The following is a 12,642-nucleotide window of genomic DNA, read 5'->3' as shown; positions in this document are numbered from 1 at the left end:
ATCTCATGTGGGCAGACTCATGTGAAGGGGGCGGCACCCTCACAGCTGACCGGCGAGATCGCTGACCGGTATCGGTTCCTTTCCCGGCGGCACCAGCAGAATCGGCCGATGGCAGTGCTTCAGCACGGCCTCGGCCACGCTCGAATGCAGCAGGGCGCGGATGCCGGTGGAACCGCGCGTACCGGCGACGATGATGTCCACATTCAGCTCGTCTGCCACGTCGACGATGGCGTTCCAGATGGTCGAGGTGCATTCGGCGGTTCGGGGCTCCGCATTCAATCCCGCCAATTTGGCCAGCCGTACGCCCTCGGCATTGATCTGTTTCGCGTCGACGTAGGCGATATCCTCGATCTCCTCGTCCGGCAGCCATTCCGGCTGCATCACACCGGAAAGTCCGGACAGCCGCGCGGCCTGGCGCACCATCGGCTCCCATGCGGTGAGCACGACCGCCTTGGGCGCGGACAAGAATCGCCCCGCATATTCCACGGCCCGCTTCGCATTCTCGGATCCGTCGTACGCGATGAGCATCAAGTCGCAAGTCATGCCGACCTCCCGACATCCGTGCCGTGCGCATGCGGGTTGTTCCGAGACTACCCACGGCCCCGAGAGTACTCGGGCGATCAGCGTAAATGCGGGATGTCGATCGGTATTCGCCGATTCGATTCGAAACCGTTCCGTTCCGTCACCGGATTCGGTCCGGACCGAATGCGACCATTCGGTCCGGACCGGTCGGACTGTGTCCTGAACCTCACTCGTGGCTGACAATTCGCGCGTGATTCACCGAATCACGTGTAACTGCTGTGATTTCCGGTATTCACTGGAACAACCGACGAACGGAGCCGGGGCACGGCGCCGGGAGATGGACAGTGAGTGAGGTGCATCGTGCGATTGAAAGAGATTGCTACGCCACAGGATTGGGCGGACACCTACCGCGAGCTGTTCGGATTACCCTATGTGCGCGTCACCTCGCCGGGATATGTCGTGTTACCTCTCGGCGACTCGGTCGCCGCGGTGAATACGCCGGAACCGCTCGGTGCGCTGGTACTCGGTGAATTGACCGTGCGCGGGATTCCGGGGCCGGTGCTCGTGCGTGAACACCCGCCGCGTCGAACGTTTATCGCGGTATTCGACGGATATCCCGATGTGGACCGGACACTGCGATTGGAACGCCACGGCGTCGATATCGGATCCCATCGCAGCAATGTCATTCTGCCCACCGGATTCGGGCGGCACACCCATGAGGGCCGGTGGTGGGCGCGCGCGCCCCAGCGCGACGAATCGCTGCCGCTGCTGTCGGAGGTCGTGGCAGCGGTGGAGCGCATCGCGGCGTAGCACGACGACCGGGGCACGACGACCGGGGCGGCGTCCGGCGGCGCCGCAATCGCGAGGCTATCGGCGGGTGCGCAACTCGTAGCGGCGCTCGGCATAGGCCAGGTCGTCGCGCCAGAGGCGGGCCGCCGCGTGGTTGATCAGCGGGCGCAGCACCGGGAGAGCGCGGTGCGCGTGCCGGAAACCGGGGCGAGGCGAGTGTGCGATGACCGCTTCGATCACCGCGGTGCGAGGCCGGCCGTCGGGGCCCGGGCCGAGCGGGGTGGCGTGAGTTTCCACCACGCTGCCCGCGCCTTCGCCGCCGACGATGCGCATGACGATCGTGCGCGGGTCGGGACAGGTGAATTCCGCTTCGACCGGAACGCCGAGACCGCGGGTGACGCGGAAGGTGACGGTGAGCAGGAAGCGATGATCGTCCTCGCCGAGGTGCTCACGCGGGGGTGTCCGAGTGACATCCAGGCGCGTGAAGGAGTACGGGTGGAGCCATCCGCCGTGCCACGGATCGAGCCGGTTGGCGACGATGTCGCTCGGCTCGCAGATGCCCGTCGACCGATTGACCGCGTGCACCGTGGTGTCGTCGGGCCGGGCGCCGACGATCGGCGCCTCGGTCGGTGTGTGCCCGCCCACGGCGTCCAGGCGTACCCAGGCGAGCACGCCGTCGTCGTGGCAGGGGAACGGTGACCACCGCGGCCCGCCGTCGGCGCCGATTCGCAGGCCGTGCCAGCGGCAGATCAAGGTGCCGTTCTCGACCCGGCCGGTCGCGAGCGACGCACCGAGGTGCGGGCACGCGCCGGGGCCGACCAGCAGGCTGCCGTCGCGGTCTCGCCAGGCGACGATCTCGACACCGCCGACGGTCGTGCCGAACGGCCGCCCCGCCAGGATCGCGCGACTCGCCGCGAACACGTACCAGTTTCCGCTGGGCAATCGCTGGGACCAGTCCAGTGTCGCGTCGATCAGGGCAGGATCGGCGTCGCGGTAGGTGGGCCGCTGTCGCGACCACTCTTCGGCGGCGAAACGTCGCAGTGGAAGGTTCCTCACCCGGCCGGTGAGCTGAAGCCGATGGTTCACGACGAATTCCTTTCCCGGAGCGCGAGGGTGCGCAGGACGGCCGAGCGGCCACGGTTGGGCACCGTCTGCAGTGAATGACCGGCTGCCCGCCAGTGTTGTGCCAACGTCGACGCCGCGAGCCAACCGGTCGTCGCGGCGCGTTCCATCAGGGCCACCGGAAGATCCACCCGTATGCCGTCACCTGCCAGCATCAACCGCGGGTGCGGGGTGGTGACCTCCGGCCGGTTGGCGAAATCGCCCGGCGCGAAACGGGGGCAGTCCCGGCGCCACAGCGTGCGTTCCGCCACGACCCGCGCCTGCCCGGATTCGGGGTAGATCTCGTGCAGTCGCGCGTACAGCCGGTCTCGCACCGCCTCCCGTACCGATGTGCCGGGTAGTTCGGGCGCAGCCGCGTAGGCGTGCAGTTCCACGACGCTGCCGCCCCGTTGCCGGGCCCATCGGGCAGCGGCGCTCTCGTAGCGATCGACGACACTGATGTTGTCGATCGGGCTGAGGTTGCCGGTGGCGAGGAAGCTGGGCCGGTCGCGGCGCAACGGCCGGTCCAGCCAGAGCCGGTGGACGACGAAGGCCGGGGCGAGCGCCAATGCGGCGACTCGCTCGCGCCATTCGGCAGTCCCCAATTCCGGTGACGCGGCGACAATGTCGCGCAGACCGGCTACGTCGGCGGCGAGTACGACGGCATCGGCGGACAGACCGGACCCGTTGTCGGCGTGCAGCCGGAAACCGGGGCCGTCGGTGTCGATTCGGGTGATTCCGACGCCGGTGTGGAAGTCGACACGGCCGGGACGTCCGGCGACGTCCGGCGCGGTGAGATGGTCCCGCAGCGGATTCCACAGGCCCACATCGAAATTGTCCCGAATCGTGTCGAAGACCAAACCCTCGCTGGAGCCCAGGAAGTAGATGTGGAACATCGTCGCCAGTTCGGCTGCCGACATCTGCTGGGGAGCGGCGAAGAAGCTGCGAGAAAAGACGTCGAAGGCCAGATGCCGCGCGGCAACCGGGAAATTGATGCGCTGCAGGAAGGTATCGGCGTCCACGTCGTCGAGTTGCCGATAGATCCGCGGTACCGACACGGCGGCCAGCGGTGCCGCCGCGGAGGGGTCCATCCGGATCAGGTCGCGCAGCCGGAAGGTGGGACTGCGCAACGCGAACGCCACCGCGTTCCAGGGAGGGGTGCGGGGCAGATGACGGAAACCGTCCCGTCGGCCCTGCGCGTCGATCAGCGGATAGTCGTCGACACGTTGCCACCTGGTCAGCCCGGGATCGCTGCGCGACAACAGCTTTCGCAAATTGTAGTACTGCGGAAAGAAGGCGTGGAAACCCCGGTTCATGGCGAGCGCGGTGCCGTCGGGCAGCGTCTCGGTCCATCCGCCGACGCGGCCGCCGAGATATCGCTCGCGTTCGATCACGTCGACTCGAAATCCCCGTTCGGCCAGCCCTGTGGCCGCGGCCAGACCCGCGATGCCCGCGCCCACCACCGCCACTCGTGGTCGCGGCTGCCCGCCCGCGCCGACATCCATTCGTCCCGGCGCGGCCGGGAGCCGGACCCGCCGCGGATCCCGCCCCAGCCCGTCGTGAGCCGACCGGGTTCTCATGACGGCGATCCCTCCTGCCGTTGCCGCGCCCGCTCCCAGCAGAGCAATACCGCTGTGACCAGGGCGAATCCGAAGAAGAAGTCCTCCACCGGGATATCCCAGGGAAACCGGATCCCGAGTATGTGGTCCGGGTTGTACAGCACGATCGGCGCGCTGAGCTTCGTCAACCACCCGTCGACCGGTATCTGGAAGCCGAGCACGATGACCATCGATATCCAGTAGGCGGGGCGCCGCAGCAATCCGGTGCGCAGCACGGTCCATTCGGCGACCACACCGCCGGCACCGCCGCCACAGCGGGCACGGTGTACGCGAATATTCCGACGCTCATCGTCTGCCTCGCAGTGCCGGGCGCCGGCCTCGTTCGCTGCCGAGCAGCGCTTCGACGGCGACGAAGGTGAAGAGCCCGCAGATCGGAACAACCAGGAAGAACAGCACTTCCTCGAGCGGTATCGAGCCCGGCAGGGTGATGCCGACCAGGTAACGGCTGTCGAAACTCCATACGCCACCGGCGATCGCGAGCAGATCCCAGGTCAGGAAGAGCAGAGCGGGCGGTATCAGCGCGGCCGCCAGTAATCGTGGCCGGCGATACACGCCGCGGCCGAAGCATTCCAATGGCGCGGTCAGCGCCAGACAGGCCATGAGGAGGAACAGGTAATGCCAATGCGCCATGCCGACTCCTACCGTCGTTCGTTGATCCTGTGTCCGCGTTCCGGCCGGCGGCGGGCCCACTGCGCGTGCGCCAGACCGGTGGCACCGACATACGCCCGGCGAAGCTTGCCGACGGTGGCGCGCTGCCCGAAGACTTCGAACCCGCCGTGTTCGATGCGATCCAGAATCTCCGAATAGAGCTGTAGAGCCGTCGCCACGCACGGGCGGGAACGGGGTGCCAGGAGTTCGATCCCGTCCCGAGCGTAGGCATATATCTCCCGGGTGCGGGCATGTTGCTCGGCCAGCGCGTCACGCACCCGGGAATCGCTGTGCCGTTGTTTCCGGCACCACATCAGCAGATCGCGGTCGACGCCGTGCGCCGCCAGCTCGTCCGCGGGCAGGTAGATCCGGCCGCGCGCCAGATCCTCGTCGACATCGCGCAGAAAGTTGGTGAGCTGGAAGGCCTTTCCCAAGGCGGCGGCATATGGCTCGGCTGCCGGCGCGGGGCCGACGGTCCCCAGTATCGGCAGCAGTTGCAGCCCGATCACCTCCGCCGACCCGTAGATATAGCGGTCGAGCGCCTTCCGGTCCGGGTAGTCGGTGACTGTCAGATCGAGGCGCATGGATGCCAGGAAGGCCTGGAACAGTTCGGCGCGGATGTGATGCCGTTGGGCGGTATCCAATACCGCGGCCAGCACCGGATCGGCATCGCCGTCACCGGCCTCGAGTTGCGCTGCCAACTGCGTCAAACGCGCCTCGCGGCGGTGAACGGTCCAGGCCGGATCGAATTCGTCGAGTATGTCGTCGACGCGGCGGGCGAATCCGTACAGCGCGTGCACGGCGGGGCGCTGATCGGGCGCGAGCAATCTGGTTGCCAGGAAGAAGGTCTTGCCGTGGCGAGCGTTGAGAGATCGGCAATATCGGTACGAGTCACGCAGTCGCGGATCGGTGATGCCGGCCGCCTCGAGTTCGGTGCGGGTCACAACGCCTCCCCTCGGGGCCGCACACCCGTCGTCGTGTCCGCGAGTACGGACTCGATGGTGTCGAAGGGCTTGTGCTGTGCGATTTCCCTCGCCAATCGACGCGCCGCCACGCGATAGCCGGTGTCGCCGAAAACGCGGTCCACCGCGGCCGCGACCGCGGCCGGTGCGGGCGCGGCGCCACCGAGATCGATGCCCGCGCCGGTATAGGCCACGCGCGCGGCGACTTCCGGCTTGTCCGCGGTGTCACCCGCGACGATCACCGGGATGCCGTGACGCAACGCATGGTGCACCCCGCCGTAACCGCCGTTGGTGATCACGAGGTCGACATGCGGCAGCAACTCTGCGTACGGAACGAAATCACGCACGTGAATATGCGCGGGCAGCGGGCCCAGGCTCGCGTCCTTCCCGCCGGTGCTGACCACGACGACCAGATCCGGGCGCCGCGCCAGCGCTGCCAGCGCGGGCCGGAGCAGCTGATCGGGATCGCCGTTGTCCCAGGTGCCCTGGGTGAGGTGTACGACCCGGCGGTGGTCACCGACGGACTTCCAGTCGGGGGACGCCTCGAACCCGTCCGCCGACGCCGGAATCGGTCCGGTGAACACCACCGTGGACGGAAGATCGCGCCGAGGGTATTCGAAACCGGGCACGGTGAACTGCAGTATCCGGTCGGCCAGGATCGGCCAATCGAGCAGGAAGACCGGGGCCGGCGGCATGCCGAGTTCGGCAAGAATCGCATTCAACCTCGCCTGCGACGGGCGGAACAGTACGTGGTGCACGAAACGATTCATCCGCGTGTAGTCGCGCCCGGCCCGTGGCTGCCATCCCACACCGAACGGCGGGCAATCGGCGCTGGAGAGCGTGAGCGGTCCGACTCCGCACACCAGGACCGGCGGTCGGGGAGCATCGGACACGAGCAGGGGTATCGCACCGCTGAACATCGAATCCACCAGCACGGCGTCGAAATGCCCGCGGGCCAGCTCGGAGGACAGCGCTGTGTACTGGGCCGTGAGGGGCGCGAGAAAGATCGAACTCAGTTCCGCCCGGCCGATCCGCAGACGCCGGCCGAGCCCGCGGCCCGCTCTCGAAGCCACGGGACGAACATCGGCCGCGCGCGGTAATTCCGCCGCCGGCACGCCGTGTTCGATCGAGAATTCGCGAAATCGAGCTCCGGTGAGCAATCGGACTCGGTGCCCGCGCCGCCGAAGTTCGCCCGCGACGGTGGCCAGCGGCAGAACATGACCGGGTATGGGACTCGCGGCCAGCAAATATCGTGCCATTCCACGGTTCCTCGCTGATCGTGGCCGGATCGCCTCGGCGGTGTCCGCCCAGGATGTCGATCCGGCCTACTCTGCGCCGCGCTGACACTGCACGCGGCAGCAACCGTCACGTCGAGCTCAGTGAAGAAGCGTTCGGGCACCACATCGATCGGCGACGTGTTGCCCGTACGACACGAGATTTTACGGTAGAACGCCCGGCCGGTTCAGGCGATCGGGAACAGGCAGGCGACGGCGAGTGCCAGGACCAGGCACGGCATCGGATACGGCAGATGCGCGTACCAGCGCGCCCGCACGATGGTGATCACCGCGCCGACGAAATACAGCACGAGGCCGACGGCCGCGGCGATGCCGATCGCCGGGATCGCCAGGCCGACCAGCAACCCGAGCGCACCCGCGGCCTTGATCGCCGCCAACGGCATCAACGCCCAGTCCGGCACCCCGTAGCTGCGCATATTTCCGCGCACCCAGTCCGGGTTGACGATGTCGACGACGGTCGCCCCGAAGACGACCACGGCGGCGACGATCGTGACGGTCACGTATGCGGTGTGCATGACACCCTCCTGCTCGTTCGGCGCCCTGATCTGCGATGGTGAAGGTGTGGGCCGAGCCCACTGCGCGGGCGAACAGGGCGAATCCGTCCCACATCGAGTTCGACGTGCGGCGACCGAGAAAGGTGACCGGTGCGCGATCGGGACGAGCTGGCGCGGCGCTTCGAACGACACCGCGACCTGCTGCGCGATATCGCCTACCGCATGCTGGGCTCGCTGCACGAGGCCGAGGACGCGGTGCAGGAAGCCTGGCTGCGCCTCGATCGGGCCGCGAGCGCGACCGAGACGACGCGCGGTGAGCGAGGTGTTGCGGACGGGTCTGCGGTGGACGGGCGTGCGGTGGACGGGCGTGCGGTGGACCGGCTCGGGATCGACAATCTCGCGGCGTGGCTTACCACCGTCGTCTCGCGAATCTGTCTGGACCAGTTGCGTTCCCGGACCGCCCGGCGGGAAGAGTTCGTCGACCCCGTGGACCGATCCGCCGCGCTCGACTCCGCCGGCACCGAGGCCGGCTCTCGGTCCGGAGCCTTCACAGAACCCGAACCCGAAGCGCTACTGGCCGATTCGGTCGGCCGCGCGATGCTGGTGGTGTTGCACGCGCTGAGCCCGGACGAGCGCGTCGCCTTCGTACTGCACGATATGTTCGCCGTCCCGTTCGGCGATATCGCCCCGATCGTGGGCCGGACCACGGCGACGACGAAGAAGCTGGCCAGTCGCGCCCGGCAGCGGGTGCGCGGCGACAGCTCGACGTCCCCGGCCGAACTCGCCCGTCATCGTGAGGTGGTCACCGCATTCCTGTCGGCGGCACGGGCAGGCGACCTCGGTGCCCTGCTCGCGGTCCTCGCGCCCGATGTCGTGCGTACCGCGGACCCGGCGGTCCTGCCGCCCGGCATCGCGGCGGTCGTGCGCGGCGCCGCCGCCGTGGCCGAGGAAACCGTCTTGCTGCGCAACCGTTCCCAGGTCGCGGGTGTGGCGCTGATCGACGGCGCGGTCGGTGTCGTCGTCGCCCCGGCCGGGCGTCTCGCCGCGGTCCTGCTCGTCACCGTGCGCGGCGACCGGGTCACCGCCTACGACGTCGTCGCCGATTCCGAGCGACTCGCCGCGCTGACTGTCACCGTGCTGCCCGAATACGGGACAGCACCGGTTCGGCCGTAGCCGAACCGGCGCTGTCCCGGTTGTCGAATTCCTATGTCACCGAAGTGAAGTCGCGGATCAACGCTCCAGGATCGCGACCACACCCTGGCCGCCGGCGGCGCAGATGGAGATCAGCGCGCGTCCGGAACCCTTCTCCGCCAACTGCTTCGCGGTCTGTGCGACGATGCGTCCACCGGTCGCGGCGAACGGGTGCCCGGCGGCCAGCGAGGAGCCGTTGACATTGAGCTTGGTGCGGTCGATCGCACCGAGGGCTCCGTCCAGACCCAGGCGCTCCTTGCAGTACTGGTCGGATTCCCACGCCTGCAGGGTGGCCAGCACGACCGAGGCGAACGCCTCGTGGATCTCGTAATAGTCGAAATCCTGCAGGGTGAGGCCGTTGCGGGCGAGCAGGCGCGGCACCGCGTAGGTCGGCGCCATCAGCAGGCCGTCCGGACCCCAGACGTAGTCGACCGCGGCGACTTCACTGTCGACGAGGTAGGCCAGCGGCTTCAGGTTGCGCTCGGCGGCCCACTCCTCGCTGCCCAGCAGCACCGCGGAGGCGCCGTCGGTGAGCGGGGTGGAGTTGCCGGCGGTCATGGTGGCACTCGGGTCTTTTTCACCATTGCCGAGCTTGTTGCCGAACACCGGCTTCAGGGTGGCCAGCTTCTCCAGCGAGGAGTTCGGGCGCAGGTTGTCGTCGCGGGTCAGGCCCAGGAAGGGGGTGACCAGGTCGTCGAAGAAGCCGCGGTCGTAGGCGGCGGCCATGTTCTTGTGCGAGAGGTAGGCCAGTTCGTCCTGCGCCTCGCGGGCGATGCCGAATTCCTTGGCGGTGATCGCCGCGTGGTCACCCATCGACAGGCCGGTGCGGGGCTCGGCGTTGCGCGGGATCTCGATGCCGACCATGCTCGGGCGCAGCCGGCCCACGAGCTTGACGTAATCCTTGTTGTTGCGCGCCCGGTTGGCGTCGAGCATCCATTCGCGCATGGATTCGCTGACGCCGATCGGCGCGTCGGAGGTGGTGTCGGTACCGCCGCCGATACCGGCCTCGATCCGGCCCAGCGCGATGGCGTCGCCGACGGTGACGATCGACTGCAGGCCCGTGCCGCAGGCCAGCTGCAGATCGTGGGCGGGGGTGTAGGGCGACAGTTCGCTGCCCAGCACGCTCTCGCGGACCATGCCGTGCTCGCCGACGCGCTTGAGCACCGCGCCGCCGACGACCATGCCCAGCCGCTCGCCCTGCAGCCCGAACCGGCTGACCAGGCCGTTCAGCGCGGAGGTGAACATGTCCTGGTTCGAGGCGCGGGCGTAACGGCCGTCGGATCGCGCGAACGGGATCCGATTACCGCCGAGGACGGCGACGGGTTTGGCCTGCTTGGCCTTGTCGGCCCGGCTGCTCGATGGTGCGGTCTTCGCCGAACGGGCTTTGGTAGTCACTCGAGTCTCCTTGGAGGACGGTCGGGCCGGCGGAGCTTGCGGAGCCGGCGGGTGGGTAGGCACTGTCTCGTCGGGTTTTCTGGGGCCGGAGCCGGGAATGCCGCATATTGGGGACGAAGTCGGTAACCCGGCCGACTGTATTGCCGGCGATTCCGTCGGTTTACATTAAACTTACTCTGGAGTAAGTTAATTGTCGACACCGTACCCCGGAGATGTGGGCTACAACGCGCGGGGTAGTGGGGAAATACGGAAACGGCAGACGTCCAGATCGTCCACATTCGACACAAGGAGAAGGTAGGAACAGTGGCAGCCAGCAAGAGCAAGGGTGCTCCCAACCTTTACGGTTCGTTCGTCAATTCCGCCCCCGGCGCCTTCCTGGCCGGCAAGTTGGGCCTGCCGCAGCCGGAGAAGCTGCGCCGCTACACCCCGGGCGAGCCGGCGTTGCCCGGCCCGGTCCTGCTCGGCGGTAAGGGTCGCGTCGCCGACGCCGCGCGCACCCTGTTGTCGGACTACACCTTCGTCGACGCTCCCACCCAGGGCGTGAAGCTCGGCGCGCTGGTGTTCGACGCCACCGGCATCGGCACCGTGGAGGAACTGTCGCAGCTGTTCGAGTTCTTCCAGCCGGCCATGCGCTCGATCGCCCCCTCCGGCCGCGTGCTGGTCGTCGGCACCACGCCGGAACTCGCGGGCAGCGTCGACGCGCAGATCGCGCAGCGCGCGCTGGAGGGTTTCTCCCGCAGCGTGGGTAAGGAACTCCTGCGCGGCGCCACCGCCAACCTGGTCTACCTGCACCCGGAGGCCGCCGCGGCCGCCACGGGTCTGGAGTCGACCCTGCGCTTCATCCTCTCGGCCAAGTCGGCGTTCGTCGACGGCCAGGTCTTCCGGGTCGGCAAGGACGACAACGCCGCGGCCGGCATCGACTGGACCAAGCCGCTCGACGGCAAGGTCGCCGTGGTCACCGGCGCCGCCCGCGGTATCGGCGCCACCATCGCCGAGGTGTTCGCCCGCGACGGCGCCACCGTGATCGTCGCCGACATCCCGGCCGCCGGTGAGGCGCTGTCGCAGACCGCCAACAAGGTCGGCGGCACGGCGCTCGCGGTCGACGTCACCGCCGCCGACGCCGCGGACAAGATCGCCGAATTCGCCACCGAGCGCTTCGGCGGCGTCGACATCATCGTGCACAACGCCGGCATCACCCGCGACAAGCTGCTCGCGAATATGGACGCCGCCCGCTGGGACGCCGTGCTCAACGTCAATCTCGCCGCGCCGCACCGCATTACCGAGGGCTTGGTGGCCAAGGGTGCGCTGAAGGAGGGCGGCCGGGTGATCGACGTGTCCTCGATCGCCGGTATCGCCGGTAACCGCGGCCAGACCAACTACGGCGCCTCCAAGGCCGGTGTCATCGGCATGGTGAACGCCGAGGCGCCCAAGCTGGCCGAGAAGGGCATCACCATCAACGCCGTCGCCCCCGGTTTCATCGAGACCGCGATGACCGCCGCCATTCCGGTCGGCACCCGCGAGGCGGGCCGGCTGCTCAGCTCGCTGCTGCAGGGTGGGCAGACCGTCGACGTCGCCGAGACCATCGCCTACTTCGCCAGCCCGGCCTCGAATGCGGTGAACGGCAACATCGTTCGCGTCTGCGGCCAGGCCATGATCGGAGCCTGACGTGGCAACCCGGACCCTCTCGCTGAACGAGCCGCCCAAGACCGGCAGCCTGTATCTCAAGGCCGCCCTGGGTGCCGTTCCGCTGCCGCTGGTGTCGGCGCGCAAGTCCCAGATTCCGGACCGCGCGGTCGAGTGGAACGGCGTCCGCGTCGATCCCGACCACCTCGCCGCCTACTGCCACGCGACCGGGCTGCGCTTCGGCGACTCCCTGCCGCTGACCTATCCGTTCGTGCTCACCTTTCCCGTGGTGATGCAGCTGGTGGTGGCCCGGGACTTCCCGTTCGTCGCGGTCGGCGCGGTGCACGCGGAGAATCTGATCGAGCGCACCCGCGAGATCTCGGTCAGCGAACCGCTCGACATCCGCGCCCACGTGGAGAATCTGCGGGAGCACCCGAAGGGTCTGCTGGTCGATGCGATCAGCGAGATCAGCGTGGGTCGGGAACTGGTGTGGCGGCAGGTCACGACCTTCCTGCACCAGCAGCGCACCTCGTTGTCCGGTGGCCCGAAGGCCGCGCCGCCCCCGGACGAGGTGCCTCCGCCGCCGCTGCGCAGGCTGAAGGTCGACCAGGCGATGATCCATCGCTACGCGGCCGCCTCCGGTGACCGCAACCCGATCCACATGTCGGCGCTCGGGGCGAAGGCCTTCGGCTTCCCGCGCTCCATCGCCCACGGCATGTGGTCGGCCGCCGCGATCCTCGGCGTGATCGAAGGCCGGGTGCCCGCGAAGACGTCGTACGCGGTGAAATTCGGTAAGCCGATCCTGCTGCCGTCCACGGTCAACGTCTACGCCGACCGGACCGCCGAGGGCTGGGATCTGTCGCTGAAACATCCGAAGAAGGGCTACCCTCATCTGACCGCGACGCTGCGCTGAGCAGCGAACGGCACGAACAGCCGCCCACCTTTTCGCCTCCGCCACATATCGAATCCCCCATGCGATCCGATATGCGGCCGCCGAGAAGGT

The 12,642-nt window shown here is 68.3% G+C and carries 12 protein-coding genes and 1 pseudogene; 4 read left to right on the top strand and 9 right to left on the bottom strand.

Features of this window, described 5'->3' with window-relative positions; all coding sequences use genetic code 11:
- Window positions 1-39 precede the first annotated feature (39 nt).
- Window positions 40-543, bottom strand: coding sequence for a universal stress protein (locus tag A5780_RS08015; RefSeq protein WP_030514240.1), 504 nt, complete (start codon window positions 541-543; stop codon window positions 40-42).
- Window positions 544-882: 339 nt separating this feature from the next.
- Here A5780_RS08015 and A5780_RS08010 point away from each other — a divergent pair, with 339 nt between their 5' ends.
- On the top strand, window positions 883-1,332 hold the full coding sequence (locus tag A5780_RS08010; protein ID WP_146100745.1) for a hypothetical protein: 450 nt from the start codon (window positions 883-885) through the stop codon (window positions 1,330-1,332).
- A 57-nt stretch (window positions 1,333-1,389) separates the two neighbouring features.
- Here A5780_RS08010 and A5780_RS08005 read toward each other — a convergent pair whose 3' ends face one another.
- From A5780_RS08005 to A5780_RS07975, 7 genes and pseudogenes are all read right to left on the bottom strand, one after another.
- A complete protein-coding gene (locus tag A5780_RS08005; RefSeq protein WP_064908135.1) occupies window positions 1,390-2,397 on the bottom strand; it encodes a DUF5914 domain-containing protein in 1,008 nt (335 codons plus the stop codon).
- Entirely contained in the window at window positions 2,394-3,992 is a 1,599-nt protein-coding gene (locus A5780_RS08000; protein WP_064908134.1) for an FAD-dependent oxidoreductase, read from the bottom strand. Before A5780_RS08000 ends, A5780_RS08005 begins: the two co-directional genes overlap by 4 nt.
- A pseudogene (locus A5780_RS07995) lies at window positions 3,989-4,320 on the bottom strand (lycopene cyclase domain-containing protein). The gene A5780_RS08000 and the pseudogene A5780_RS07995 overlap by 4 nt, the downstream one beginning before the upstream one ends.
- Window positions 4,317-4,661 (bottom strand): lycopene cyclase domain-containing protein, encoded by a 345-nt coding sequence (locus A5780_RS07990; RefSeq protein WP_030514245.1) that lies wholly within the window; start codon window positions 4,659-4,661, stop codon window positions 4,317-4,319. Before A5780_RS07990 ends, A5780_RS07995 begins: the two are co-directional and overlap by 4 nt.
- An 8-nt stretch (window positions 4,662-4,669) precedes the next feature.
- Complete coding sequence (locus A5780_RS07985) at window positions 4,670-5,623, bottom strand: phytoene/squalene synthase family protein (protein ID WP_064906214.1); 954 nt, start codon at window positions 5,621-5,623, stop codon at window positions 4,670-4,672.
- Window positions 5,620-6,900: a glycosyltransferase gene (locus A5780_RS07980; RefSeq protein WP_082976337.1), complete on the bottom strand. Its 1,281-nt coding sequence runs from the start codon at window positions 6,898-6,900 to the stop codon at window positions 5,620-5,622. Before A5780_RS07980 ends, A5780_RS07985 begins: the two co-directional genes overlap by 4 nt.
- Before the next feature lie 203 nt (window positions 6,901-7,103).
- Window positions 7,104-7,451: a DoxX family protein gene (locus A5780_RS07975; RefSeq protein WP_063011430.1), complete on the bottom strand. Its 348-nt coding sequence runs from the start codon at window positions 7,449-7,451 to the stop codon at window positions 7,104-7,106.
- Between the two features lie 129 nt (window positions 7,452-7,580).
- Here A5780_RS07975 and A5780_RS07970 point away from each other — a divergent pair, with 129 nt between their 5' ends.
- The gene (locus tag A5780_RS07970; protein WP_064908133.1) at window positions 7,581-8,603 is read left to right on the top strand and encodes a sigma factor; all 1,023 of its coding nucleotides are present in this window, start codon (window positions 7,581-7,583) and stop codon (window positions 8,601-8,603) included.
- 57 nt (window positions 8,604-8,660) lie between these two features.
- Here the strand turns inward: A5780_RS07970 and A5780_RS07965 are convergent, their stop codons facing one another.
- A complete protein-coding gene (locus A5780_RS07965) occupies window positions 8,661-10,016 on the bottom strand; it encodes an acetyl-CoA C-acetyltransferase (RefSeq protein ID WP_064901735.1) in 1,356 nt (451 codons plus the stop codon).
- 303 nt (window positions 10,017-10,319) lie between these two features.
- Between A5780_RS07965 and A5780_RS07960 the strand changes: the two genes are divergently transcribed.
- Together A5780_RS07960 and A5780_RS07955 are read left to right on the top strand one after the other, a co-directional pair.
- Window positions 10,320-11,681 (top strand): 3-oxoacyl-ACP reductase, encoded by a 1,362-nt coding sequence (locus A5780_RS07960; protein WP_082856781.1) that lies wholly within the window; start codon window positions 10,320-10,322, stop codon window positions 11,679-11,681.
- A gap of 1 nt (window position 11,682) precedes the next feature.
- Window positions 11,683-12,552, top strand: a complete 870-nt coding sequence (locus A5780_RS07955) for a MaoC family dehydratase (protein ID WP_064901736.1) — start codon at window positions 11,683-11,685, stop codon at window positions 12,550-12,552.
- Window positions 12,553-12,642: the final 90 nt, after the last annotated feature.

The sequence above is a fragment of the Nocardia sp. 852002-20019_SCH5090214 genome (genome assembly GCF_001665865.1).
Classification (GTDB): domain Bacteria; phylum Actinomycetota; class Actinomycetes; order Mycobacteriales; family Mycobacteriaceae; genus Nocardia; species Nocardia nova.
This window is presented reverse-complemented; position numbering and strand designations above follow the sequence as displayed.